22 protein-coding genes are annotated in these 26266 nt (G+C 60.4%); 6 read left to right on the top strand and 16 right to left on the bottom strand.

The window, feature by feature from the left end:
* Positions 1 to 10 precede the first annotated feature (10 nt).
* The 4 genes from HGP31_RS16570 to HGP31_RS16555 form a co-directional block, all read right to left on the bottom strand.
* Positions 11 to 1036 (bottom strand): LacI family DNA-binding transcriptional regulator, encoded by a 1026-nt coding sequence (locus tag HGP31_RS16570; RefSeq protein ID WP_151141968.1) that lies wholly within the window; start codon positions 1034 to 1036, stop codon positions 11 to 13.
* A 290-nt stretch (positions 1037 to 1326) separates the two neighbouring features.
* Complete coding sequence (locus HGP31_RS16565; RefSeq protein ID WP_020797197.1) at positions 1327 to 1968, bottom strand: DUF1345 domain-containing protein; 642 nt, start codon at positions 1966 to 1968, stop codon at positions 1327 to 1329.
* An 84-nt stretch (positions 1969 to 2052) separates the two neighbouring features.
* Positions 2053 to 5151 carry an efflux RND transporter permease subunit gene (locus tag HGP31_RS16560; protein WP_020797196.1) on the bottom strand — a complete coding sequence of 1033 codons (3099 nt, stop codon included), beginning with the start codon at positions 5149 to 5151 and terminating at the stop codon, positions 2053 to 2055.
* A gap of 15 nt (positions 5152 to 5166) precedes the next feature.
* Entirely contained in the window at positions 5167 to 6324 is a 1158-nt protein-coding gene (locus HGP31_RS16555; protein ID WP_020797195.1) for an efflux RND transporter periplasmic adaptor subunit, read from the bottom strand.
* A gap of 264 nt (positions 6325 to 6588) precedes the next feature.
* On the opposite strand from HGP31_RS16555, the gene HGP31_RS16550 reads away from it, so the two are divergent.
* Both HGP31_RS16550 and HGP31_RS16545 read left to right on the top strand, forming a co-directional pair.
* Positions 6589 to 7290 (top strand): response regulator, encoded by a 702-nt coding sequence (locus HGP31_RS16550; protein ID WP_020797194.1) that lies wholly within the window; start codon positions 6589 to 6591, stop codon positions 7288 to 7290.
* A 4-nt stretch (positions 7291 to 7294) separates the two neighbouring features.
* Positions 7295 to 8593 (top strand): ATP-binding protein, encoded by a 1299-nt coding sequence (locus HGP31_RS16545; RefSeq protein WP_083349188.1) that lies wholly within the window; start codon positions 7295 to 7297, stop codon positions 8591 to 8593.
* 104 nt (positions 8594 to 8697) lie between these two features.
* Here the strand turns inward: HGP31_RS16545 and HGP31_RS16540 are convergent, their stop codons facing one another.
* The 7 genes from HGP31_RS16540 to HGP31_RS16510 form a co-directional block, all read right to left on the bottom strand.
* The gene (locus tag HGP31_RS16540; RefSeq protein ID WP_020797191.1) at positions 8698 to 9459 is read right to left on the bottom strand and encodes an anti-sigma factor family protein; all 762 of its coding nucleotides are present in this window, start codon (positions 9457 to 9459) and stop codon (positions 8698 to 8700) included.
* Positions 9456 to 9941 carry a sigma-70 family RNA polymerase sigma factor gene (locus HGP31_RS16535; protein ID WP_020797190.1) on the bottom strand — a complete coding sequence of 162 codons (486 nt, stop codon included), beginning with the start codon at positions 9939 to 9941 and terminating at the stop codon, positions 9456 to 9458. The genes HGP31_RS16540 and HGP31_RS16535 overlap by 4 nt, the downstream gene beginning before the upstream one ends.
* A 66-nt stretch (positions 9942 to 10007) precedes the next feature.
* Entirely contained in the window at positions 10008 to 10541 is a 534-nt protein-coding gene (locus HGP31_RS16530; protein ID WP_020797189.1) for a tetratricopeptide repeat protein, read from the bottom strand.
* Positions 10542 to 10679: 138 nt separating this feature from the next.
* On the bottom strand, positions 10680 to 11633 hold the full coding sequence (locus HGP31_RS16525) for a D-2-hydroxyacid dehydrogenase family protein (protein WP_033040422.1): 954 nt from the start codon (positions 11631 to 11633) through the stop codon (positions 10680 to 10682).
* 13 nt (positions 11634 to 11646) lie between these two features.
* The gene (locus HGP31_RS16520) at positions 11647 to 12669 is read right to left on the bottom strand and encodes an alpha/beta fold hydrolase (protein WP_083349186.1); all 1023 of its coding nucleotides are present in this window, start codon (positions 12667 to 12669) and stop codon (positions 11647 to 11649) included.
* Positions 12670 to 12752: 83 nt separating this feature from the next.
* Positions 12753 to 13187, bottom strand: a complete 435-nt coding sequence (locus tag HGP31_RS16515) for a YqaA family protein (protein ID WP_033040427.1) — start codon at positions 13185 to 13187, stop codon at positions 12753 to 12755.
* The gene (locus HGP31_RS16510) at positions 13187 to 13633 is read right to left on the bottom strand and encodes a DUF411 domain-containing protein (protein WP_020797185.1); all 447 of its coding nucleotides are present in this window, start codon (positions 13631 to 13633) and stop codon (positions 13187 to 13189) included. The genes HGP31_RS16515 and HGP31_RS16510 overlap by 1 nt, the downstream gene beginning before the upstream one ends.
* A 380-nt stretch (positions 13634 to 14013) precedes the next feature.
* Here HGP31_RS16510 and HGP31_RS16505 point away from each other — a divergent pair, with 380 nt between their 5' ends.
* Positions 14014 to 14202, top strand: a complete 189-nt coding sequence (locus HGP31_RS16505) for a hypothetical protein (RefSeq protein ID WP_020797184.1) — start codon at positions 14014 to 14016, stop codon at positions 14200 to 14202.
* A gap of 23 nt (positions 14203 to 14225) precedes the next feature.
* Here the strand turns inward: HGP31_RS16505 and HGP31_RS16500 are convergent, their stop codons facing one another.
* On the bottom strand, positions 14226 to 14597 hold the full coding sequence (locus HGP31_RS16500; protein ID WP_020797183.1) for a hypothetical protein: 372 nt from the start codon (positions 14595 to 14597) through the stop codon (positions 14226 to 14228).
* A 255-nt stretch (positions 14598 to 14852) separates the two neighbouring features.
* Here HGP31_RS16500 and pvdQ point away from each other — a divergent pair, with 255 nt between their 5' ends.
* Positions 14853 to 17189 (top strand): bifunctional acylase PvdQ, encoded by a 2337-nt coding sequence (pvdQ, locus tag HGP31_RS16495; protein WP_168758231.1) that lies wholly within the window; start codon positions 14853 to 14855, stop codon positions 17187 to 17189.
* Positions 17190 to 17243: 54 nt separating this feature from the next.
* On the opposite strand, the gene HGP31_RS16490 is transcribed toward pvdQ, so the two are convergent.
* Together HGP31_RS16490 and HGP31_RS16485 are read right to left on the bottom strand one after the other, a co-directional pair.
* Positions 17244 to 18245 (bottom strand): FecR family protein, encoded by a 1002-nt coding sequence (locus tag HGP31_RS16490; protein WP_168758230.1) that lies wholly within the window; start codon positions 18243 to 18245, stop codon positions 17244 to 17246.
* Positions 18246 to 18341: 96 nt separating this feature from the next.
* The gene (locus HGP31_RS16485; RefSeq protein ID WP_168758229.1) at positions 18342 to 23192 is read right to left on the bottom strand and encodes a dermonecrotic toxin domain-containing protein; all 4851 of its coding nucleotides are present in this window, start codon (positions 23190 to 23192) and stop codon (positions 18342 to 18344) included.
* 183 nt (positions 23193 to 23375) lie between these two features.
* Between HGP31_RS16485 and HGP31_RS16480 the strand changes: the two genes are divergently transcribed.
* Positions 23376 to 24416 (top strand): Ldh family oxidoreductase, encoded by a 1041-nt coding sequence (locus tag HGP31_RS16480; RefSeq protein WP_020797179.1) that lies wholly within the window; start codon positions 23376 to 23378, stop codon positions 24414 to 24416.
* Between the two features lie 84 nt (positions 24417 to 24500).
* On the opposite strand, the gene HGP31_RS16475 is transcribed toward HGP31_RS16480, so the two are convergent.
* On the bottom strand, positions 24501 to 24818 hold the full coding sequence (locus tag HGP31_RS16475) for an ElaB/YgaM/YqjD family protein (protein WP_020797178.1): 318 nt from the start codon (positions 24816 to 24818) through the stop codon (positions 24501 to 24503).
* 164 nt (positions 24819 to 24982) lie between these two features.
* Here HGP31_RS16475 and HGP31_RS16470 point away from each other — a divergent pair, with 164 nt between their 5' ends.
* Entirely contained in the window at positions 24983 to 25234 is a 252-nt protein-coding gene (locus HGP31_RS16470; protein WP_083349180.1) for a hypothetical protein, read from the top strand.
* Between the two features lie 120 nt (positions 25235 to 25354).
* On the opposite strand, the gene HGP31_RS16465 is transcribed toward HGP31_RS16470, so the two are convergent.
* The gene (locus HGP31_RS16465; protein ID WP_168758228.1) at positions 25355 to 26263 is read right to left on the bottom strand and encodes a LysR family transcriptional regulator; all 909 of its coding nucleotides are present in this window, start codon (positions 26261 to 26263) and stop codon (positions 25355 to 25357) included.
* Positions 26264 to 26266 lie beyond the last annotated feature (3 nt).

Genomic DNA, 26266 nt, shown 5'->3' with positions numbered 1-26266 from the left:
GCCGGAACAATCACCGAAGATCTCCAAGTGTCGATCCCCGCACAATCAATCTCGCCGAAAAATCCAAGGTCCGCACCGCACCATCATCCCCCCGCAAACGCTTGAGCAAACACTCAAACGCACTGGCGCCAATTTCGGTGGTCGGTTGGGCGAGGGCGGTGATGCCGCTACCCACCAGCGGGTACCAATCCAGGTCATCGAGGGCGATCAGGCCGACATCCGCGAACAGGTGGCAGTTGAGTTCGCGCAATGAATGGGTGCTGGCCAACGCCGCAATCCCATTCGCGCAAAACAGCGCTTTGGGACCGGGCCCTGGCGTGTCGAGAAAGGTTTTCAGATTGGCAGTCAGCTCGCTGCCGGTCTCAGTGATGGCCCCGCGAAGCGCGGGCCGCTGCTCGATCATCGCCTTGAAGCTGCTGACACGTTCGATCCGCGAGCTGGTGCCGTCAAAGGGTTCGGTCACCAGCAGCACGTCGCGGTAACCGCGTTCTTCAAGATGGGTAAGGGCCATGTCGACGGCTGCCGGGTTGTCCAGCCCTACCATGTCACTCTCGAGGTGCTCCACCTTGCGATCCACCAATACCAGCGGCATTTCCCGATGCAGTTCGTGCAATTCGTCGCGGTGATGGCCGAGGGTGTTCACGATCAGGCCTTCGATGTTGTACGAACGCAGCAGCGCCAGGTGCTGGCGTTCCTGCTCGTCGTCACGGTCGGTGTTGCACACCACCAGGCTGTAGCCGTGCTGACGGCAGGCGGTTTCTACCCCGTGCATCACGGCAATCGAATAAGGGTTGCGGATGTCGGCCACCAACATGCCGATCAGGCGCGTGCGGCCGCGCTTAAGACCGCGGGCCATCTGGTTCGGGCGGTAGCCCAGTTCGGCAATGGCCTGCTCGATGCGCTCGGCAATGGCATCGGAGAGCAGGGCGCGATCCTCGCCGATGAAGCGCGACACGCTGGCTTTGGACACCTTGGCGTGTTCGGCGACATCAAGCATGGTCACGCGGCTGCGCTGGGCGGCGGAGAAATCGTTCACGGTCTGAAAACCTTGTTATTGGATTTATTGGGTTTGGCGCATGGCGCTGAAACCGGTTTCAGGAAACACCAAAAACCAATCGTTCGTCAAGGGTCGGGATGATCATCAAGTGAAGAATGTCGACGGATGGAGGTCAGGCCAATGCACTCAACCGGGCCGAGCCCAGCGATAAAGGAGGTCGAGCCCGTTATGTGGGGTCATCTGCGTCTGTCAGGCGGGTTGCCGACGTATGAAACGCCAGCGCGGAGAGATCGCCCTGGTTAGCGAGATAACGACGGAGTAAGGCAACGTCAGCCAAACAACCCGGCGGCGATATTGACCGAAAACCCCAATATCGCCGTGTTGAACAAAAAGCCTATCAACGACTGCGCCAGGACAATCTTACGCATCTCCCGGGTGGCCACGCCGACATCCGAAGTCTGCACTGCCACGCCGATGGTGAACGAGAAATACAGGAAGTCCCAATAGTTGGGTGTGGTCAAGCCTTCGGCAAAACGCAGTGCAGGTTCTTTGCCATTCCAGGTGTAATACAGCCGCGCATAGTGCACGCTGAAAATCACCCCGATCAGCAACCATGAACCGATGACAGTCAATGCGGTGAAGCTGTAGTGCAGCAGCTTGCGGGAGGTTTCCAGGTCTTTGCTGCCGGCCAGTTCGAAGGCGATGGTCGCCAGGCTGGCAATCGCTGCGATGCACACCACGAATAGCACCAGCCCGGCGTTTTCGTCTTCGATATCGGCGATGCGTTTCACATCGGTCGCCTTGGAGCGCACGATGAGCCAGAACATCAGCAGCAGATAGGTCCAGACCCCGACGTTCCAGCCGATAAGAATTTTGCTGATGATCGAGTCGGCCGGAACCAGGATGCCAGCCGCGATGCCGAAGGTGACGGCGGCGGACAGGCGAGGGTGGGTGTGAGTGAGGTAGGGCATGGAGGCTCACTGTGGCAGGGCGTCAGTGCACCATAGCGCAGGAAATATGTAGGAGCATGCTCGCTCCTACAGGGGTGGTGTTGGTTATAGGTTTTTATGGCGCTTGCGCACCCGTTTCATCACCACCACAAAAAACACCGGCACGAATATCACCGCCAGGGTCGCGGAGATCATTCCGCCGATTACCCCGGTGCCGATGGCCTGCTGGCTGGCTGAACTGGCGCCGGTCGCGATCGCCAACGGCACCACGCCGAGGATGAACGCCAGCGAGGTCATGACGATAGGCCGCAGGCGCAAGCGTGCGGCTTGCAGGGTGGCGTCGATCAAATCGTGGCCTTCGTCGTACAGGCTCTTGGCGAATTCGATGATCAGGATCGCGTTTTTTGCCGACAGGCCGATGATGGTGATCAGGCCGACCTTGAAGAACACATCGTTGGGCATGCCGCGCAGTGTCACCGCGAGCACTGCGCCGAGTACACCCAGTGGCACCACCAGCAAAACTGAGGTCGGGATCGACCAGCTCTCGTACAACGCCGCCAGGCACAGGAACACGATCAACAGCGACAAACCGAGCAGGATCGGCGCCTGGCTGCCGGACAAACGTTCTTGCAACGACAGCCCGGTCCACTCCTGGCCCAATCCGGCCGGACCTTGCGCTACCAGCCGTTCGATTTCCGCCATGGCCTGGCCGGTGCTGTGGCCGGGTGTCGGCTCGCCGGAGATGCTGATCGCCGGATAACCGTTGTAACGGGTCAGTTGCGCCGGGCCCTGGGTCCATTCGGCCTGGGTGAAGGCCGATAGAGGCACCATTTTTCCGTTGTTGTTGCGTACGTGAATCTTCAGCAGATCGGCGACCTGGCTGCGTTGATCGCCTTCAGACTGGACCACCACCCGTTGCATCCGCCCCTGGTTGGGAAAGTCATTGATGTACGTCGAACCGATCGCGGTGGAGAGCACGCTGCCGATGTCGGCAAACGACACGCCCAAAGCGTTGGCCTGCTGACGGTCGACGACCAACCGCACTTGCGGCGCTTCGGCCAGGGCGCTTTCGCGCACGTTCATCAGTACCGGGCTCTTTTCAGCCGCCGCGAGCAATTCACTGCGCGCCTGCATCAGCGTGGCATGGCCGAGGCCGCCGCGATCCTGTAAGCGAAATTCGAAGCCACTGGACGTGCCCAGGCCATCGACGGGTGGCGGCAGTACCGAAAACGCCATGGCATCCTTGATCTGGCTGAGGGCAGCGTTGGCCCGGTCGGCAATGGCAGCGGCCGAGTCCTTGACGCCTCTTTCGGACCAATCCTTCAACGTACTGAACGCCAGCGCCGCGTTCTGGCCACTGCCGGAGAAGCTGAAACCGAGAATGACCACGCTGTCGCTGATGCCCGGTTCGCCGGCATTGTGCGCTTCGATCTGCTCGACCACCTGCACCGTACGGTGCTTGCTCGCGCCGGGTGGCAATTGAATGTCGGTGATGGTGTAGCCCTGGTCTTCCACCGGCAGGAACGAGGAGGGCAGGCGCATGAAACACACGCCCAGGGCCACCAGCAGCACCGCGTAGATCAACAGGTAACGCCCGGTGCGCTGCAATGCATAGGCAACCCAGCCCTGATAACGCTCGGTAAGTCGCTCGAAGCGGCGGTTGAACCCGCCAAAGAATCCGGTCTTCTCGTGGTGTACGCCTTGGGCAATCGGTTTGAGCAAGGTCGCGCACAGCGCGGGGGTCAAGGTCAGGGCGAGGAAGGCCGAGAACAGGATCGAGGTGGCCATCGACAGCGAGAACTGTTGGTAGATCACCCCGACCGAACCCGGCATGAAGGCCATCGGAATGAACACCGCCACCAGCACCAGGGTGATGCCGATGATCGCCCCGGTGATCTGCTTCATCGCCTTGCGGGTCGCCTCCCTGGGCGACAGGCCTTCGCTGGCCATGATCCGCTCGACGTTCTCCACCACGACGATCGCGTCATCCACCAGGATACCGATGGCCAGCACCATGCCGAACATGGTCAGCACGTTGATGGAAAACCCCAGGGCCAACATGGTCGCGAAGGTGCCCATCAGCGCCACCGGCACCACCAGCGTGGGTATCAGGGTGTAGCGGATGTTCTGCAGGAACAGGAACATCACCGCGAACACCAGCAACATCGCCTCGCCGAGGGTGTAGACCACCTTGGTGATCGAGACCTTGACGAAAGGCGAGGTGTCGTAAGGAATCGTGTACTGGACGCCCGCGGGGAAGTAGCGCGACAGTTCGTCCATCTTGGCCCTCACCAGGGTCGCGGTGTTCAGGGCATTGGCCCCCGGTGACAACTGGACGCCGACGGCAGTCGACGGCTTGCCGTTCAGGCGCGTGGAAAACTGGTAGTCCTGACTGCCGATCTCGACCCGCGCGACATCGCCGATGCGCACCGTGGAACCATCAGGGTTGGCCTTGAGCACGATGGCGGCGAACTCTTCAGGGCTCGACAGCTGGCCTTTGACCAGGATGGTCGCGGTGATTTCCTGAGTCGTGCGGCTCGGCAAATCGCCAATGCTGCCGGCTGAGACCTGGGCGTTTTGCGCGACGATGGCGGCGTTGACATCCGCCGGGGTCAGGTTGAAACCGATCAACTTGCGCGGGTCAATCCAGATGCGCATGGCGCGCTCGGCGCCATACAGCTGCGCCTTGCCGACGCCGTCGAGGCGCTTGATCTCGTTCATCACGTTGCGCGCCAGGTAGTCGCTGAGCGCCACGTCGTCGAGCTTGCCGTCGCTTGAGGTGAGGGCGATCAACAGCAGGAAGCCGGCGGACACTTTTTCCACCTGCAAGCCTTGCTGGTTCACCGCCTGCGGCAGACGCGACTCCACCACCTTGAGGCGGTTCTGCACGTCGACCTGGGCCATTTCCGGATCGGTGCCCGGCTGGAAAGTGGCCTTGATCGTGGCGCTGCCCAGGCTGCTCTGCGATTCGAAGTACAACAGATGGTCGGCGCCGTTGAGTTCTTCCTCGATCAGGCTGACCACGCTTTCGTCCACGGTCTGCGCTGACGCACCGGGGTACACGGCATAGATTTCGATTTGCGGCGGTGCGACGTTGGGGTATTGCGCCACCGGCAACTGCGTAATGGCCAGGGCACCGGCCAACAGGATGAACAGCGCGACCACCCAGGCGAACACCGGGCGATCGATAAAGAACTGCGGCATAAACAAGCGTCCTGCTTACTGGCCAGAAACCTGGGCAAGTGGAAGAGGGGTGTCGTCGACCTGCACTTTTTCGCCGGGGCGGGCGTGTTGCAGGCCTTCGATGACGATGCGGTCGCCGGGCTTCAACCCGCCCGTGACGACCCAACGGTCGTTCTGCACCGGCCCCAGTTCGACCGGCTGTTGGCTGACGCGCTGCTCTGCGTCGAGCAGCAATACCTGGGCGATGCCGGCGCTGTCACGCTGGATGGCCCGTTGCGGCACGCTGATGCCTTGCTGGTTGACGGCTTGCTCCAGGCGCACGCGCACGAAGCTGCCAGGCAGCAGGTCGAGGTCCGGGTTGGGGAATTCGCTGCGCAGGATGACCTGGCCGGTGCCCGGGTCGACGGTGATGTCGGTGAAAAGCAGCTTGCCGGGCAACGGGTAGAGGCTCCCGTCGTCCTGGATCAGGGTGGCCTTGGCCTGGCCTTGGCCCACTTCCTTCAATTGGCCGGACCGGAACGCCCGGCGCAGGTCGTTGAGTTCGCGAGTTGATTGGGTCAGGTCGGCGTGGATCGGATCGAGTTGCTGGATCAGCGCCAAAGGCGTGGTCTCGTTTTGCCCGACCAGTGCGCCTTCGGTGACCAGCGCGCGACCGATACGTCCGGAAATCGGCGCGGTGACCGTGGCGTAGCCAAGGTTCAGCCGGGCGCGTTCAACCGCCGCCTTGCTGGCGGCTACGTCGGCGGCGGTTTGCCGGGCGTTGGCCCGGGCGTTGTCGTAGTCCTGGCCGCTGATGGCCTTGTCGTCAATCAACTGGGCGTACCGCTGCTCTTGCAGTTTCGCCTGGAACGCGTTGGCCTCGGCCTTGCGCAATACTGCCTCGGCGCTATCGAGATCTGCCTTGAACGGCGCCGGATCGATCCGGAACAGCACCTCGCCCTTTTTCACGTCACTGCCCTCGCGAAAGGCCCGTTGCAGTACCACGCCGGCGACGCGGGCGCGCACCTCGGCCATGCGCGGCGCGGCAATGCGCCCGGTCAATTCGCTGCTGATCGACAGCGCTCGGGTTTCGACGGTTTCGATGCGAACGCTGGCCAATGGCGGCTGTTCTTCGGCGATCGAAGACTTGTCGCACGCGCTCAGCGTCAACGCCAGTGCGATCAGGCTGAGCCCGGCAAGCAGTTTCTTTGACATGGATGACCCCAATAGTGACCCCCAGCATCCTACTGGGCGACGGCGATGGTAGCGGTGAAGCTTTGTTGGTGCTGTGTGAAATTGTGTAAGGGTTTTGCTCAGGTGTGTGTGAGGGCGTATATCCTTCAGGCCATGAATTTTATTGCGCCTGTCAGATTGTCTTCGCGAGCAGGCTCGCTCCCACAGTTGAAATGCATTCCCTGTGGGAGCGAGCCTGCTCGCGAAAGCGGCCTGACCGGCACCACAGCATTTCTGGAAACACCCATGCCCAACATCCTCCTGGTCGAAGACGACACCGCACTCGCCGAGCTGATCGCCAGCTACCTGGAACGCAACGGTTACTCCGTCAACGTAATCGGTCGAGGCGATCAGGTGCGCGAACGCGCACGGCTCACACCGCCGGACCTGGTGATCCTCGACTTGATGCTGCCCGGTCTCGATGGCTTGCAAGTCTGCCGTTTGCTGCGCGCCGATTCAGCAAGCTTGCCGATCCTCATGCTCACCGCCCGCGACGACAGCCACGATCAGGTACTGGGCCTGGAAATGGGCGCCGACGACTACGTCACCAAACCCTGCGAACCCCGGGTGCTGCTGGCCCGGGTGCGCACCTTGCTACGGCGCAGCAGCCTTGCCGAGCCATTGGCGGCCAATGACCGGATCCTCATGGGCAACCTGTGCATCGATCTGTCCGAGCGCACGGTGACCTGGCGCGGGCAACCGGTGGAAATGTCCAGCGGCGAGTACAACTTGCTGGTGGTGCTGGCCCGACATGCTGGCGAAGTGTTGAGCCGCGACCAGATCCTGCAACGCCTGCGTGGCATCGAGTTCAACGGCACCGACCGCTCGGTGGACGTGGCCATCTCCAAGCTGCGGCGCAAGTTCGACGACAATGCCGGCGAGGCTCGCAAGATCAAGACCGTGTGGGGCAAGGGTTACCTGTTCAGTCGATCCGAGTGGGAATGCTGAGACGATGTTCAGAATCCTCTTTCGCCTGTACCTGGTGACCATCGTTTCGTTCAGCACCGCGATCTACCTGGTGCCGGACCTGGTGATCAAGGTCTTCCACGAGCGCTTCATCACCTACAACCTGGACTACTCGCGTGGTTTGCAAACCCTCATGGTCAGGCAGTTCAAGGCCGTCCCGAGCGAACAATGGCCAGCCTTGGCCGCGCAAATGGACAAGGAATTCGAACCGCTGCATATCGTGCTCAGCGCCATTGACGATGCCAGCTTGTCGAGCGAAGAACAGCAGCGTTTGCAGCGCGGCGAAAACGTCGTGCGCGTTGGCGACTGGGGCTGGCGCACCCTGGCGGTGGCACCGCTGAACGAGCGCACCGTGGTGCAAATGGTCGTGCCGCCAGACCCGATGGACGTCAGCCTGTTGTACTGGAGCATCAACGTGCTGATCGGCGCGACCATGCTCGCCTGTCTGTTGCTGTGGCTGCGCCCGCACTGGCGTGACCTGGAACGGCTCAAGGGCGCGGCGGAACGCTTCGGCAAGGGGCACTTGAGCGAGCGTACGCAGATTGCCGCCAGTTCCAACATCGGCAGTCTTGCCAACGTTTTCGACACTATGGCTGGCGACATCGAAAACCTGCTGAATCAGCAGCGGGACCTGCTCAACGCCGTATCCCACGAGTTGCGCACGCCATTGACCCGCCTGGATTTTGGCCTGGCCCTGGCCCTTTCCGATGATTTGCCCGCCACCAGCCGCGAGCGCTTGCAGGGGTTGGTCAATCACATCCGTGAGCTCGACGAACTGGTGCTGGAATTGCTGTCGTACAGCCGCCTGCAAAACCCTGCGCGTTTACCGGAGCCTATCGAAGTGTCGCTGGATGAATTCATCGACAGCATCCTGGGCAGCGTCGACGAAGAACAATCGCCGGATATCGTCATCGACGTGTTGCTGCACGGCCAGCTCGAACGCTTTAGCCTCGACCCACGCCTGACCGCCCGCGCCCTGCAAAACCTGTTGCGCAACGCCATGCGCTACTGCGAAAGGCGCATTCAGGTAGGCGTACAGGTGTGCCCCAAAGGCTGTGAGATCTGGGTGGACGACGACGGGATCGGTATCCCGGATGACGAGCGCGAGCGGATATTCGAACCGTTCTATCGACTCGATCGCAGCCGGGATCGGGCCACCGGCGGGTTTGGCCTGGGGCTGGCAATCAGCCGTCGGGCATTGGAAGCCCAGGGTGGAACGTTGACGGTGCAAGCGTCGCCGTTGGGTGGGGCACGGTTTCGGCTGTGGTTGCCGACAGCGCCCTGATCCATCATCACCCGGTAGGAGCTGCCGCAGGCTGCGATCTTTTGATCTTGCTTCTTCCAATATCAAGATCAAAAGATCGCAGCCTGCGGCAGCTCCTACAAGGCTCAGGCGCGGATCCGAGTGCGTAATTGCGTGGCCATCTCCTCAAGATCCACCGGCGAATTACGCCCGATCAGCATCCACGCGTGCTCCATATCCGACCAATACACGATGTTCATCCCGTGCCGTCGCTCTTTGGCAAAATGCCGGCTGCCACTGTTGGAGCGCGTGACGCACAGCGCCATCGGCCCATGGACCGGGTCGAGGTAGGTGATCTGGGCGATAGCCACGCCGTCGTATTCAAGGATTTGCGCGCGCTTGAATTGGGCGCGTGGCAACGCCAGTTTTGCCGGCAGCAGATTAAGGCCCAATCGTGCGTCGATGGTGCGTAGCTGCGCCAGTTGTGTCGCTTCGTCACTGGGCAAATGGTCGAGGGTTTCCGGTACGTAGAGCACCATGTAGTCGGCGACCAGCCCGCGCCAGTTGTGGGTCTGCTGGCTGGTTTGCCAACCGAGGAACAAACGATCCGCCAGCACACCGCCCGCCAGCAATCCGGCGGCGGCCGCGAGGAACCAGCGCCGACTCAGTGCAGGGCGTGTCGGGACGGGCAGGGTATCGAGCATGGCTTGGAGGCGCTCGACCGGGGCTTGTCGAGTCACTTCGTCGTAAGCTGACTTGAACGGCATGCTGCTGCGGTCCAGCCATTGCAGGCGCAGGCCGAGCATCGGGTCTTCGGCGAGGGCGGCATCGATGCGGCTGCGTTGTTCGGCATCGAGCTGGTTGTCCAGGTAGGCCACCAGTTGCTCATCCGACAGTTTCGCGTTCATCGACGTTCTCCGGTGGAAGGGTTCGGCACCGTGTGCAGGGGCGGATACTCGGCGAGTTTCAGCCGGGCGGCGGCCAGTCGGCTCATCACGGTGCCGATGGGGACTTGCAGGACATCGGCCACCTCGCGGTAGGACAAGCCTTCGACGTAGGCCAGAAACACCGTTTCGCGCTGGGCCTCGGGCAACGCCTCTACGCGCCGGATCACCTGCGCGGCGCGAACATGGGTATGTGCCGCTTGTTCGCCATCGAACGACAGGGCTTGATCGGCATCCACCACGCCCTGGCCCTGGTGCACTCGGCGGGCTCGCACTTCATTGACCCAGATCGAATGCAGAATGCTCATCAGCCAACGGTCCATGCGCGTGCCCGATTCAAATTGCCCGCCGCGTTCGAGCGCCCGCACGCAGGTGGCCTGCACCAGGTCCTCGGCGACATGCCGTTGTCGGGACAACAGCAAGCCGTAACGCCACAGACGCGCCAAGTGCTGTCCCAGTTCTGCCCTAATGTCCTGATCGCTGGCGATAGCGACCTCCCTCCAATCGGGTTGTCAGGTTTTCGATGACGCGTTGATGGCTTCGGCGAGGTCCTGGTATTGCTCGCAGGTGGTGTTGCCGCAGATCGATTTGATCTGCTGCAACTGTTCCCGGGCGAGGTCCAGCCGGCCCTTGATCACATAGGCTTCGCCAAGGTACTCGCGAACCAGCGCATATTGCGGATCAAGCTTGACCGACTGCAGGTAATAACCGATGCCTTCATCGGTACGTCCCAGTTTACGCGTGGCGTAGCCCCGATAGTTCAAGGCCTTGGCAGTGTTGGGTTGCTTGAGCGTATCGAGCAGGGCCAAGGCTTCTTCGTAACGCCCGTCCTTGGCCAGCTGATAGGCGTAGTCGGTACGGTCGGCATCCGGCAAGAGCATGCTGGTCTGCTTGACGCACCTTTGTGCCTTGCTGTCGAACACCTGCCCTCGAGGGCACTGCGGTTTGGCAGGGGTATCTTCCTCGCCGTTGGCCCATGCCAGGGAACTGGACAGCGCGACGGCAAGCACCAGCGATGCAGTAACAATCGAGAGACGGCGATTCATGGGCAATGCTCCGAACGGGCCGAAAACGTTGAGAAGGGCTGATGACCCTTCATGCGAAACATAAACACCTCGGCCTGAACATTTATTCGTTTTTTTTGGCGATTTTTTGCAACAAAAGCCCCAGGTTACCGGGCGCTGTCAACTCAGTAGACGCATCGGCTTTCCCGCCGCCCAAGCCTGGATGTCCTCGATCATCTGCGCAAAGAATAGATGGTAATTTTGCTGGCTGACGTACCCGACGTGGGGCGTTGCCAGCACGTTGTCCAGGGTTCTGAACGGATGATGCGCGGGCAGGGGCTCTTGCTCGAACACGTCCAGCGCCGCGCCACCCAGGCGTTGTTTCTGCAGGGCCTTGATCAGCGCCGCTTCATCGACAATCGGCCCGCGCGCGGTGTTGACCAGCAGCGCCGTGGGCTTCATCCATGCCAACGCCTGCGCGTCCACCATGCCACGGCTGCGCTCACTGAGCACCAGGTGCACCGACAACACGTCGGCCTGCTCGAACAATTGCTGCTTGCTGACGTAGGTTACGTCGAACTCGGCGGCGCGTTCGGCGTTGAGGTTTTCACTCCAGGCGATGACCCGCATGCCGAACGCCTGGCCGAAGCGGGCGACCCGTTGGCCAATGCTGCCCAGGCCCAGGATCGCCAGGGTCTTGCCATGCAGGTCGCCACCGAGGCCTTGCTGCCACTTTCCGGCGCGCAAGGCGTTGGCTTCGACCACCAGGTTGCGGGTTGCGGCCATGATCAGTGCCCAGGTCAGCTCCGGCGCGGCATGTTTATAGCTGTCGGTGCCACAGACCTGAATGCCGAGCGCAGCAGCGGCCTTGAGGTCGAGGGCGGCATTGCGCATGCCACCGGTCACCAGCAGCTTGAGATTGGGTAAGCGGCGCAGCAGGTCTTCGTCGAAGCGCGTGCGCTCGCGCATCACGCAGATCACTTCAAACTCGCCCAGGCGCGCGGCCAGGGTCGGGTTGTCAGCGGGGTAGTCGTGGATGAACGCGACCTGGCCGATGGTCTCCAGCGCCGACCAGTCCACCACGTCGCGGGCCACATCCTGCCAATCATCGATCACTGCAATCTGTACCGCCATCAGCCTTACCTCATCAAGGAACGGGGTTGGTTTTGTCCAGCCAGCCAAGCAAGGCCTTGTGAAATTGCGCCGGCTCTTCCATCTGCGGCGCGTGCCCCATGCCGGGGAATTCGACCAGGGTCGATTGGGGAATCAGTTTCGCCACCTGCTTGCCGAGCAAGTCGTAATGACCGATTTTCGCCTTGACCTCGGGGGGCGCGATGTCCTTGTTGATCGCCGTGGTGTCGGCGGTGCCGATCAGCAGCAAGGTCGGCACCTTCAGGTCCTTGAACTCGTAGTAGACCGGTTGGGTGAAAATCATGTCGTAGATCAAAGCCGAGTTCCAGGCGACCTGGTTTTTTCCAGGGCCCTTGGCCATGCCGGCGTACATGTCTACCCAGCGGTCGAATTCGGGCTTCCAGCGGCCATCATAATAGGTGTTGCGCTGGTAGTCGTGGATGCCTTCGGCTGTCACCTTCAGTTCGCGCTCATACCATTGATCGACCGTGCGATAAGGCACGCCGAGGGCTTTCCAGTCTTCCAGGCCGATCGGGTTCACCATCGCAAGCTGGTCAACCTGTTCGGGATATTGCAGCGCATAGCGGGTGGCGAGCATGCCGCCGGTGGAATGTCCGAGCAAGCTGGCTTTCTGGATGCCGAGGGCCTTGAGCAGTTGCTGGGTGTTGCTCGCCAGTTGCTGGAAGGTGTACTGATAATTGTCCGGTTTGCTGGACGTGCAGAAACCGATCTGATCCGGGGCAATGACCCGGTAGCCGGCGTCGCTCAGGGCCTTGATCGAGGTTTCCCAGGTGGCGCCGCAGAAGTTCTTGCCGTGCATCAGCACCACGCTGCGGCCGTTGGCCTTGCCATGGGCTGCCACGTCCATGTAGCCCATTTGCAGGGATTTGCCCTGGGACTCGAACGCAAAATGCTTGAGGGTGTAGGGGTATTCGAAGCCTTGCAGCTCCGGTCCGTAGACCGGGCCCTCGGCAGCGATGGCGGGCATGGCGGCGGTCAGCAGCAGGCCGGGCAGCCAGCATGAGCGGGTAAGGGGCATGGATGAACTCCGTTGAAAATCCGCCGATGCTGGATCGGCACGATTAGGGCGACATTAAACAGGCAATCGCCGCGGCACTTGGTTCAACTCATCCACCCCAGGGTGGCCAACGCCACTGCGCCATAACGGGCGCCCTTGGCCAGGGTCACGATCAACAGGAAACGCCCCAGCGGCTCGCGCATGACGCCGGCCACCAGGGTCAGTGGGTCTCCGATCACCGGCAGCCAACTGAGCAGTAACGACCAGTGGCCGTAACGTTGATAGTGACGACGGGCGTTTTCCAGGTGCCTGGCGCTGACCGGGAACCAGCGCCGGTCCCGAAAGCGCTCGATGGCGCGCCCCAGCCACCAGTTCACCACTGAACCGAGGACGTTGCCCAGCGTGGCGACAGCCAGCAGCAACCACAGCCAGTACCGATCGCTGAGTATCAGCCCGACCAGCACTGCTTCGGACTGCAGCGGCAGTAAAGTCGCGGCACCGAATGCCGCCAGGAACAAGCCGAAGCAGGCAGTGAAAATCAATGGGCGGGGTAGTCCGCCACCACCACATCCGTACCGTCCTTTTTCAGGCCGATCACCTGATAGGCATCGCTCATGCCGTCCATTTCCATGCCCGGCGAGCCCATGGGCATGCCAGGGGCGGCAACACCCAACAGGTCATCGCGTTTGCTCAGGGCCAGTACTTGATCGGCTGGCACATGGCCTTCTACGAATTTGCCGTTGATCAAGCCGGTGTGGCACGAGGCCAGGCGCGGTGGTACGCCGTGTTGTTGCTTGAACTCGCTCATGTTGCTTTCGACGTGGTCTTCTACCTTGAAGCCATTGGCTTCGAGATGGCTGATCCATTTCTTGCAGCAACCGCAATTGGCATCACGATGGACCTCGATCGGGATCAGGTCGGCGGCTTGGGCCAGGGAGGAAATCAACAGGGCGCCCAAGGCAGCCAGACGTAAATGAGTTCGCATGAGGGAAGGGTCTCGGGTTGCGGGCGAAAATCATATTTTGAGGGTTTTTTGCGGGTAGGCGCTGCGAGTGTGTTTCGAAGTGCTACCGAGTTGCTTGGCCTTATTATCGTAGATCAAAGTTGTCAGGCGGATGAGGGGAAGATGACAAGTTTGTCAGGTTGGCGGCCGCACCCGTTGCACACGGCTCACGTCATGCGTCGTCAGCGGAACGCCGAGCGTCCCTGGAGGAACTCCCACGCAGAGCATGGGTACGATCACACATGGGGCGGCTGTCAGGCCGCCTTCGCCGCGATAAAGCTAAAAATCTTCATCGGCTGTAACATAAGCCCCCGTTTGATGGATACACAGCGGATACATATTTTCAGCTTCAGGAATTACCAATGACTCAATCGCAACGTTTGAAATACTCGATTCTGATCTCCCTCGTGGTACTGGGAATCATGTTTGGCCTTTCGTATTTGCAGAACACCGGTGTCATCAGTGAAAAACTGTTCCAGTACATCGCCATTGGCGTGGCGGTGGTCGTGGTGGTCGTCAACGGCATGATGCGCCGCAAGGTCAAGCCCTGAGCGACGCGCCGGGCCTGGCTCGATCAGTCGTGGTGCAGCAGGGCGACGGCGCGTGGGTGGAGGCTGTAGCTCTTGTCCGCATTGAGGACAATCACGCCTTCGCTGCACAGGCGTTTCAACACTTCGCGCACACTCAGGAACGATAAGGGAATATCCAGTTCCAGCAACTGCGTGTGCACGCCGCGCACGCCCAGGCTGCGGTCGTTCTCGGCGGCCGACAGCAAGGCGTCGATGACTTTCAGGCGAATCAGACTGGTTCGCAGGCCAAAGCTCTTGAGCAGGATGCGGATGCGCTCGTTGCCGTGGCGCTCGGTACGCTGGTCGAAAACACCGACCCCAATGGAAGTGCCCTTTGGCGCTTTGCTACCGTCCGTTGGCAGTTGCGAGTTGTACATTGCAAAAACTCCTTTTCAGAGCCTGATCGGGAAAAATTGGGCGCTCTTGCCTTACAGACGCATGAGCGACCCAAATCATGAAGACTTAAATGTAGAAATTTCGTCGTCATGATGTGACCACTGTGTAAGGTGGCGTTGAAATGCGGTCCGCGACCGCCATCCAGTCTCCTAAATTTTCGTCGTTTGCTTCGTCCCTAACAGGATGCGCAGTCTGTACGCAGAACTGTGACCATCGTTTTTCGATCAGGAGCGAGTGTGATTATTTCCAGCCAGTTAGCCAGGATAAGCCTGGCGGGTGTATTTCTCGGGCTGAGCCTTGCGGCGAACGCACACAACCTGCCTGGGCAGGCGAGTGCCGATATCCGCCGCACCAGTTTCGGTGTGCCGCATATTCGAGCCGAAAACGAGCGGGGGCTCGGTTACGGCATCGGCTATGCCTACGCTCAGGATAACCTGTGTTTGCTGGCCAACGAGATCGCCACGGTGAACGGTCAACGTTCACGGTTCTTCGGTCCGGACCCGTCCACCGTCGAAGGGCGTGAAAACCGCGTCAGCGATCTGTTTTTCACCTGGTTGAACACCCCGCAGGCGGTCGATGCTTTCTGGCAGGCGCAACCCCTCGAAGTGCGGCAGCTGATGGAAGGTTATGTGGCCGGTTACAACCGTTCCCTGGACGAGCGTCGGGCGCGGGGCCTGCCGCCGCAGTGCCAGGGCGATTGGGTGCGGGACATCACCGCGATGGATCTGGTCAAGCTGACCCGGCGCTTGCTGGTCGAGGGCGGCGTCGGGCAGTTCGCCGAAGCCCTGGCGGGTACGACGCCGCCGGCCGCGGTCGCCGCAACTGGCCATGAGCAGGCTTCATTCCAGGTGGCCGCTTTACGCTTGCAGCGCTTTGCCCTCGATCGCGGCAGCAACGCGGTGGCGGTGGGCAGCGAGCGTTCCTTCAACGGACGCGGCATGTTGCTGGCCAACCCGCATTTTCCGTGGGTCGGCGGGATGCGTTTCTACCAGATGCACCTGACCATCCCTGGCAAACTGGACGTCATGGGCGCCGCATTGCCTGGATTGCCGTTGATCAATATCGGCTTCAACCAGCACCTGGCCTGGACCCACACGGTGGATTCGTCCAAACACTTCACGCTGTATCGACTGCAGCTCGATCCCAAGGATCCGACCCGTTACCTGCTCGATGGCCAATCCCTGCCAATGCACAAACAGACGCTGACGGTTGACCTCAAACAGCCGGATGGCACGGTCAAAGCGGTGTCCCACGTGGTGTACAGCTCGCAATTTGGCCCGATTGTGCAATGGCCGGGCAAGCTGGATTGGGATAATCAATTCGCCTATAGCTTGCGCGATGCCAACCTGGACAATGACCGGGTGTTGCAGCAGTGGTACGCCATGAACCGTGCCGGCAGCCTCAAGGAGTTCCAGGCTTCGGTCCATGAAATCCAGGGCATCCCGTGGGTCAACACCCTGGCGGCGGACGATCAGGGCCAGACGCTGTACATGAACCTGTCGGTGGTGCCGAACGTGAGCAACGAAAAACTCGCGCAGTGCAGTGATCCACGAATCGGCTTGCAGATGATCATCCTCGACGGTTCAAACAGCGCCTGCGCCTGGGACATCGACCCGCACGCCGCACAAAAAGGCATTTATGCCGCAAGCCAATTGCCGCAATTGCTGCGCAAGGACTTCGTGCAGCATTCCAATGATTCGGCCTGGCTAGCCAACCCGGCGCAGCCGCTCACCGGGTTCTCGCCATTGATCAGCCAGGACGGCCAACCCTTGGGGCTGCGCGCGCGGTTCGCCCTGGATCGCTTGGGTTCACTGGCCCAGTCCGGGCCGATCGCGGCGGCGGATCTGCAACAGATGGTGCTGGATGACCAGGTGTATCAGGCGGCGCAAGTGATGCCGGACCTGTTGCAATTCTGCGCGGCCGACCTGGGGGCCGATGCGCAGGCGCTGGCGCCGCTGTGTGCCAGCCTCAAGGCCTGGGATCGCAAGGCCAACCTCGACAGCGGCATGGGCTTCGTGCATTTCCAGAATGTCATGGAGGCGCTGGATCAGGTGCCCGATGCCTGGCGCGTGGCGTTCGATCCGCTGGACCCGCAACACACGCCGAGAGGCGTGGCGGTTGATCGTCCACAGGTGGCGCAGGCGTTGCGCCAAGCGATGCTGGCATCGGTAGAGCAGGTCCAGGCGTCAGGGCTCAGGAAAGATGCCCGCTGGGGCGATGTCCAAGTGGTCAGCAGCGGTGGGGAGCAAACGCCGATCCATGGCGGGCCGGGTACGTTGGGCGTCTACAACGCCATCCAGAGCGTGCCCAGGACCGACGGCAAACGCGAAGTGGTCAGCGGCACCAGCTACCTGCAAGTGGTGACGTTCGATGAAAAGGGCCCGCAGGCCAAGGGGCTGCTGGCATTTTCGCTGTCGAGCGATCCAGCCTCGAAATACTCGCGGGACCAGACGCTGGCTTTTTCGAAGAAGCAGCTCAGTGTGTTGCCGTTCACCGAGCAACAGATCCTGGCGGACCCGGACTATCAGGCCCAGACCATCCGTGAACAGGACGCCAGGGTGGTCACCCAGTAAGCTGAAGACGGATTGATCGAAGCGTGAAGGCCGCAGCCGCGAGGGCTGCGGCCTTCAGCTTTTCGGGGCTTGCTGCGGAATGGAGTTGAGGACCGGGTTGCCGTCCTTGTTGCGGGTCAGGTAGACCGGCAGCACCTTGGGCAGGGACGTCACCAGGGTATCAAGCTCCTTGATGTTGTAGATGCCGCCGATGCGGATCGCGCCGGTGCTGTTGTCGGCGACCATCAAGGGGTTTTCAAGGTAGCGGTTGATCAATGGCAGGGCATCGCTGAGCGCCAGGTCGTCGAGCACCAGTTTGCCGTTGCGCCAGGCCAGCGAGTTGTCGTTGTCGTAGGTCTGGCTGATCCGCGGAACGTGGTCGCCGTGGCGATAGCTCGCTTGCATCGAAGGGCCGAGCCTCAAGCCATCCCCCGACAGGTCATCGTTGCTGCTGACCAGTACCGAGCCTTCGACCAGGTTTACCTTCACCTGGTCTTCATACATCCAGACGTTGAATTTTGTCCCGGTGACCCGGATTCGGCCTTCGGACGCCTTGACGACGAATGGGTGCGACGTGTCGTGGCTGACGCTGAAGAACGCTTCGCCTTTTCCCAGGGTGACCTGGCGTCGATCCTTGTAATTGCTGTAGGTCAACTCGCTGCCCAGGTTCAGTTCGACCTGGCTGCCGTCGTTCAAGGTGACCTGACGCACACTGTCGGTCGCCTCGAAGTGTTGATACGAATTGGGCAGCCACCCCAGGTTCCATCCGCTGTACGCCGCCAAAGGCAACGCCAATGTACAAACCGCCGCCGCCATGCCGACAGTGCGCCAGGACGTCCGGGTGCGGCGCACCATTGGCGCAATGCTGGAGTCTGGTCGCGGAAGATCGCCTGCAACTTCCCAGATTTCCAGCATGGCCTCGTACTCGACCAGATGAAATGGATGAACATCCAGCCACTGCTCGAATGCCTGCCGCTCTTCAACGGTGCAGTCAGGTTCATGCAGGCGCATGCACCAATGCGCGGCGGCTTCGGTGATGGCGTCAAACTGGGCTTGCGAGAGAGGGGTGTCGGTCATTGACTCATCCTGATTTCCCGCATTCTAACCTTGAGGGCAGCTTGCGAAAACAGCCGTCATGGCATTTACCCATCAAACGACGGTTTATTTTCTGAATCAAGGCGTGTGGGTGTGAAGCTCCCGCCCGAGTTGACTGATTAACCAGGCCACGCTGTCAGCATTGCCAAGTTGTACCGCCAGGCGAGTCAGTGAGTTTTTTTTGAAGATCTCACGGGCACCGCTCAGGTTTTGCGCGCCCGTCAACGCCAGAATATGCGCTTTTACCCGACCGGTATCTTCCAAAGTAGTACTTCCCGGGTCTTCCCATTCGCCAGTGTCGGGATCCTGGGTCATGAACAGTTGTGTGTAGGGTGTCTTGATCGACAACGCGGTGTCCTGAACACTGGTCAGCGCATGTTTAAGCTGGCTGGCGGTCCCGCTGGCAGTGCCGATCAGATCGGCAAAAGGTCTACCAGGGTCCATGTAGGAAATGTCCTCGGACTGACAAACGATGTGTGAAAGTTCATGCAGGAGAGTCGTCGCCCGTGCATGCGTACTGATCGGGAAGGTCTTGTCGGTAAGGTGTTGGCGGTAGTGCTCGTAACCGGTGTCAAAGAACTTTTCTCCCAGATAGATTTTCTTTTTTATGTCCTTCGGGACGACAAAACCGAATGTATTCTCGGCGCCTTCGATTACCCTGCCGACGACAAAACGATCGGACTTGGCCTTTCTGAGGGAAGGGTCCAACAAGGCGGCGAACATGTCGCCCACGACTTTTTCCAGCTTTTCCACATGTGCGGGCAGTACTTCTGGCACGTCGAGGAAACGCTTGATGAGTTGGTGCACGGGGGTGGTCGTGTCGTTGGCGTTCTTCAGCAACTGCAGGTTTTGAACACTGTTCCAGGCATAGCTCGTTGCCAGGTCCAGCGCTTCGTCGATTTGCCGGGCCTTGAGCGGGAAAAGGCGTCGTATTTGCGCCATTCCATGGGCGTCGATGTTCATGCCGTCCCAGGCCGCTGCCAGCGCATCCAGTCGGCGGATGAGGCCAAATTGCGGTGTGGGTACAGCCCGGTCGAGCACCCATTGTTTCGCTTCGTTTTGCCGTAGATAAGGGCCGAGCGCCTGTGTGTCGGCGATGCGCCAGCGGGTGCCGCGTTTGGCCACCGCGAATACCTTGCCTTCCACCGGCGCGTAAAGTTGCCGGGTCGTCGGGTGCGCGTAGAGCCCGGGTGTTGAGTCGGGCTTGAGCGTAGCCAGGTCGACGTGCAGACGTTCATGGCGCTTCAGGCCAGTGCGTTCGGGGGCGGTGACCTTGATGTCCTGCCATTTACAGGCGGCTTCAGGTTTTTCTTGCAGCGCAACGATCGACCTGGAAGTCGGCGCTGCGGGAATGTCCAGCGATTGGCGCAACGACGCGAGTTGAGCAATGCCGCTGATGAACGCCTTGATGGCCGCCGACCATTTATGCGTTTGCAGGTCTTCAGCGGATTGCTTGATGTCACGGTAGCTGTAGTACACCGTGACAGGGTAGGCCAGCTTGCTCATGAAAAACGAGTAGGCCTCATGCAGGTCTTCACCCAGAACGTGCTTGATGGTTGCCCATTCACCCTGCTTTCTGTCATCGGACTGACAACCGAGCAATCGGCCCAACAACGCGGCATTGTCATGGAACAATTGACCGAACAGGTGCCCCTTGATGGGGTTGGATGCCAGCGTGACTTCGGCTCTGGTATTGCCCGAGGCCACCGGCGCGGCTCTTGTCGCCCGGTTGCTGGACGTTGCCATCCGCGTCTCCAGCAAGATCCGCTCGGGGTTCTCCAGGTTCATGAGTATCCAATCGAGCAGTGGGCCGCGTGTCTTCAGTTCGGCCAACAACTGGGCTTCGCTTGCGTATTCCTTCATCCCGTGCCGAGGACTGTGAGGGGCCAACAGCACCTGCGGCGCTGTGCTGTCTGCCGATGAACCGATCAGGTAGATGCCTGGCACCTTTACGGTTTGGCCGCTACTGACACCGAGGAACTCCAACGGCCGAATGATGGCGTGGGCACCTTCGACGGCGGCTCGGGCGATGGTGTCCGGCATGTCCATGACTTGGCGGACAAGGTCAAAACCGGTTTCGCTCAAGCGCTCCTGCAGTTTTTCTTCATGGGCGTGGTGCATCAGTTGCCAGGGCAGTTGCGTGTAGAAACGCTGCCGGCGAACCCTGTTTGCCTCTGTATCGGCGAGGGCTGCGCTGAGTATTTTCCGCTGATGCTCACCCGGTTTCAGATTGCGTATCAGGTCTTTGATGTAGCGTTCGTCGAAGCCTTGCGCAATGGCCGTGGTGTCCAGGGACGTCAGTTTGAGGTGGACGGTGTCCAGGTCCTTGAGGTGAGCCAACGCAAAATCGGTCAGGGTCTGGCTGCTGGACGCAGTCCTGGCACTCGCGCTGATCTCGACCTGGACCTTGTCGGGGTCGATGTTGAAGTTGTCTGCCTTGAGTTGTTTTTCCAGTTCATGGTGGGCAGTGCGCTGCAATGAGCGGATGCCGGTGAGGTAATCCTGGTCGTCCTTTACGTTTTTCAGGTATTGCTCAAGCAGTTCGCCATGCAGGATCAGCTCATTGATCGACGCCTTGGCCAGCCAGGCCGGCAGTTTTTGCTGGGTGGTCAGGGACTGGGCGATGTCAGTCGCGCGACCGAGGCCGGTCATCGGCTCACGCAGGGCTACCAGATTCAACAGGTTGGCCAGCGGCGCGGGGGAGAGTGGGGTGGTCAGTGCACGGGTGACGAAGGCTTGGTCCAGATCAACAAAGGGCTTTTGCACATGGTCGAGGAAATGCCCATGAATCCGTTGCAGCGGCGCCAGCGTGTAGACTTTGCCCGGCGACCGCTCGCTGCGGCCGAGGTTTTCCAGGAGCATAAAACGATGATTTTCGTTTTCCAGGCGCCGTTCGAGCTCGTCCTTTAGCGGCGTCAGTGTCTTGAAGGCTTCAAATCCCAGTGCTGGCGTCCACAGAATGGCTTTGCCCGAGTGCACCGGATCCAGGCCACCCCGTTCAGTCAAGACAAAACAACCGGCCAGTTTCAGCGGGGTCGCAGTGGCGCCAGCGTTCAACGCCAGGGCAAAGACTTCCGGTAAAAACCCGTTCAATGCTGCTCGCTGCCAGTGTATGGGCGTATCGAGCACGGTTTTGATGATCGCCTGTTCTGACGCACCCAGAGTGCGCGAGACGGTGCGCAGCTTCAGTTCACTGCGCAGGGCCGTTGACAGGGTATGGGTAAAACTCGATTGCAAACTCGCCAGCGACAGGTTGACCAGGCTTCGCGCATCGGTGAACGTGCGGGTCGCCGTGGGAATGGCCGGGTGTTTTTCAAGAAGTTGATCGAGCGCCTGTTCGACCGAATTCAGCAGCGACAGCTCCTGTTTGGCCGACTCGGCGCGCACGGTGGCCGGTCGCGCGTTAATGCCGCGGTCCGGCCGTGTGCTCCAGCGTCCCTGGGCTTCAGCCAGCAGCAAGTGGTGATCGATCAATCCCCGAACGTCCAGGGCGTTGTCGAGCAAGGCGTGAGGGTCCAGCATGCCTTCGCTTTCACGGTAACGGCTCAACGCATGGCTGAGGTTTTGCCGTTGTTTATCCACGATGTCATGCATCAAGCGAGTAAACACCGAGCCGACGATGGGCTCACCGATGATCAGCCGTTCGTTCGGTTGCAGACCCAGAAAGGTGCTGCGTTCGTCCAATGACATGAAATTGAGCAACGTGTCTTCATGCCCCTCGCTTTCGAGCATCTGCAGGACGATTTTTTTCACCGCGGGCAGGTCGCTTGAGGCCTCGATGCCTCGGGACGGGCTGTACAGGAAACCCAACGAGTTGGCGCCGCCAATCATCAAGGTCGAGGCAAGCTCCGCAAAATGTTTGAAGGGGGCGGTGACCCGTACTTTTTCTATGCGAAGAGGGTCAATCGAGGCGGGGGCGAGGCTGACATTCATCAGTCGCTGGTATTGCTCTGTGGTCAAAGTGCCCTGCTGACGCTGGTGTAACAGTCTCGCGTGAAAAGTGTCACGCAAGCTCTCGGCGAAAAACGCCTGTCGCGACAAGCCATTGGCCATGGGCGTGTTCCAGAACGTCGCAAGCAGGCTGTGCAGGTGCGGGGTGAGACTCTGCGCGATTTCTTTTATTGCGCTTTCCCAGGCCTGGTTGTCGGCATCGCTGCTGATGACGTGCTCGGGGTGGGCAAACACCCTGGAGTCGCCCCTTGGCCACTGGTTCGTCAGGTAAAAAACCAGCAGCGCGTTGCTCAATGGCATCGAGGCAACCGTATGAGTCGTTTCGCCGTCATCAAACACAGAACCCGTACTGACAAAGCTTTTCAGCTGCGTCAGGCGCTGGTCGAGTTTGGGGAACGACTTGTACAGCGAGTGCTTTAGGGTGTCGTCCAGCATTGATTGCAAGGTGGGCATCTTGACCAATTCGTCGATCATCGCCTTCAGGTTGTGTTCCTGCTGTTGCTTGAGCGTGAGTTCCTGATCTTCAAACACGGCACCGTCGATTTCGCGGGTGGAAATATCGCGTGCTGCGACGGCGGCCATGCGTTGTTCGATGGAGAGGAAACGCAACAGTTCACGTTGTCCAGTGGCCTGCGCCAACCACTCTTCAAGTTTGCTTTTGAGGTCGATCATGTCCGCGAATTTGATCAAGCCTTTCCACGGTGTGTAGAGCGTGACCTCGCCATTGCCGGGTCGGCTCATGGCAAAGCTGCCGGCCAACGGGATGTCGGCCTTGTCGGTCAAAGACAACAGCAGATTGAAGACCTGCATCGATTTTACATGGCTTTTGCGGGCTGCCTGGGTCGGCAGGTAAACCGTCTTCAGCCAACTCAGATCGTCCAGGGTAAAGCCCAGCGCATTTTCCCGCTCGCCGGGTTGCCTGGCACTGGACGCGCGCTCAGCCTCGTCAAAAAAATACGGCAATGCAGGTATTGTCATGATGCTTCCTCGTTGGACTGCGACACTGTTCGGCGCAGGTCGTTGAATCGAGGGGCGACAATAGGGAGCGGGATCAGGTTGGGTGCGGTACATATTGCTTGCGCGAGAGACTTGACAGGACGCCGGTAAGAAAGCGCTTAATCGACATGTCGCCCGCCTCTAACAATAAAACTGGAGCTTCAGATGACCGCTTCGCCTGAAATGGCAGTCAGTTCGGCCAACTCAACCCTGGATTTCGATTCTCTCGTCCTGTTGCTCGAACGCATTTTCGTTCGGCACGGCACCTCCAACGAGGTTGCCAGGACACTGGCCCTCAACTGCGCCGGTGCCGAGCGCGATGGTGCCCACAGTCATGGCGTGTTCCGCATGCCCGGTTATGTGTCCACGCTCAAGAGCGGCTGGGTCAATGGCCAGGCCGTGCCTGTGGTCGAGGACGTGGCCTCGGGTTTTGTCCGGGTGGATGCCGGCAATGGTTTCGCCCAACCGGCGCTCGCCGCCGCACGCGCCTTGCTGGTGGAAAAGGCTCGCAGTGCCGGCATTGCGGTGTTGGCGATTCGTAACTCCCATCACTTCGCGGCGTTGTGGCCGGACGTCGAGCCGTTCGCCTATGAAGGGCTGGTGGCGTTGAGCGTGGTCAACAGCATGACCTGCGTGGTGCCACACGGCGCCGATCGCCCACTGTTCGGCACCAACCCGATTGCCTTCGCCGCCCCACGGGCAGACGGTGAGCCAATTGTCTTCGACCTGGCTACCAGCGCGATTGCCCATGGCGATGTGCAGATCGCCGCGCGCAAGGGCGAACGTTTGCCGCAGGGCATGGGCGTCGACAGCCTTGGCCAGCCGACCCAGGACCCGCAGGCAATTCTGGAGGGCGGCGCGTTGCTGCCGTTTGGTGGCCATAAAGGTTCGGCGCTGTCGATGATGGTGGAGCTCTTGGCGGCGGCGTTGACCGGCGGCAACTTCTCGTTCGAGTTCGACTGGAAGAACCACCCGGGGGCCAAGACTCCGTGGACCGGCCAACTGTTGATCGTTATCGATCCGGCCAAGGCGGCCGGGCAGAGCTTTGCCGAGCGCAGCCAGGAGTTGGTGCGGCAGATGCACGGTGTGGGGCTCAAGCGGTTACCGGGTGATCGGCGTCATCATCAGCGCGCCAAGTCCAGTGCGGGCGGCATCCAGCTGGATGCGGATACGCTGGCGAATTTGCGGGAATTGGCTGGCGACTAGATATTGAAATGTGGACTTGTGGGAGCGAGCAAGCCCGCTCCCACAAGGAATGCATTTCATTTTGAGGTTGTTTGCCGGTAGTGCTTACCGTCGCCCCAACAACAAGCCCACAACCAACCCAAACCCGGCGGAAATGGCCACGGTCTGCCATGGGTGCCCACCTATGTAGGTTTGCGTGGCTTCGACCGCCGGCAGGGTCCGAGCGCGGACGCTGGTAACGGAGTCCCGTGCCTGTTGGAGTTTCTGGGAGATTTGTCCACGAAGCGTGTCTGCTTCTTCACCGACCAGTGACGCACTGCTCTTGAGCAGTTTTTCCGACTCTTCGATCAGTGACTGAAGTTCGCTGAAAGCCTGGTCCTTGATCTGGTCTTCGGCAGCTTGTGCGGCGGTTTTGCGGGCCATTGGGTGACTCCTTGCAGGTAATGGACAGTGAACAATGGAGTCCGCCGCGATAGAAAAAGTTGCAGTGACATTGCGTGCGGACGCCATCCTGTTGAAAAATCCAGCGCAGGACATTTCTTCCTACAGTGTAAGATGTAGCCTATTTACGCAGCAGGTAATTTCCCATGAGTTTCAATCTGGCCGACAAACCCCTTGCCGAGCGCGCAGCGCTGGAAGACGAGAAATCCCGTCTGTTCGAACTCTGGCAAAACAACCTGGGCAAGGCCAAGGGCGAAGCCGCACGTCTGTTCGGTGAGCGCGCCAAGCGCAAGGGCAAATGGGCCGAGTGGGTGCGCGCCGAGCTGGATAGCATGTCGCCACCGGAGTTTTCGAACATGGTGCGCAGTGAAGTCAATCGGCTGATGGCGGCCAAATAATTTCTCGCGGCTGTACCCGATCTACTGTAGGAGCGAGCACGCTCGCGATGGACGTCAACGATAACGAGGGCTTTCTGGGAGACCACGCTGTCCAGACGTTTTTCGCGAGCATGCTCGCTCCTACAGGAAGCTGGCGGCAATCGCTTCACGCACCTTCACGACTACGGGATCGAGCTGGGTGCTGGTGCGCCAACCCATTTCGATCGGGTAGCGCGGCAACGCCAGGGGGCAGGGCAGTAGTGCCAGGCCGCTGAGCGTGGCGATGCTTCGGGCGGCATGGGCTGGGATGGTCGCCACCGCCTGGCTGCCCTTAAGCAGATGCGGCAACGCGGCGAAATGCGTGGTCGAAGCGCACACCCGGCGGCTAAGGCCCAGTGCGGCCAATCCTTCGTCAGTGATCCCGATAAAGCCACCCGATGACACCAGGATATGTTCACGGGTGACGAACTCTTCAAGCTCGATGGTTTGCTGTCCCGCGGCGAGACTCATCGGGTCGACCAGGCACAGGTAATCGCCTTCACCCAATACCTGGCGACTGAGCAACCGCTCGGCAAACCCGCCGGCCGTGATTGCCAGATCGATGCTGCGTTCCATCAAGGCGTGGGCGACGATCTGACTGTGGGTCTGGCGGAAGATCAGCCTCAGTTTCGGCGCGCAACGGGCGATTTCCTCGATCAAACGGCGACCGTAGGCGATTTCGAAATCATCCGACATGCCCACTGTGACCGAGCGCCCTTCGTAGTGATGGGCCGCCGGGTCGACCATCGCCAGGCTTTGCCGGCATTTGTTCAGCGCGTCGCTGACCACCGGTTTCAACTGATTAGCCTTGAGCGTCGGCGCCAGGCCGCGGCCGGTGCGCACAAACAACTGATCGCCATATAGCTCGCGCAGCCGGCGCAATGCCGCGCTCACCGCCGACTGCGTGACGCCCAGGCGCAACGCCGCGCGGCTGGCGCTGGACTCTTCGTGCAAGGCTTCGAAAACTTTGAGCAAGTTGAGGTCGACGGTGGCGATATTCATCAGGTTCATATC

This window comes from Pseudomonas umsongensis, assembly GCF_012647205.1.
GTDB classification, from domain to species: Bacteria; Pseudomonadota; Gammaproteobacteria; order Pseudomonadales; family Pseudomonadaceae; genus Aquipseudomonas; species Aquipseudomonas umsongensis.
The sequence above is the reverse complement of the archived record's forward strand: the minus strand, read 5'-3'. Positions and strand labels throughout refer to the sequence as shown.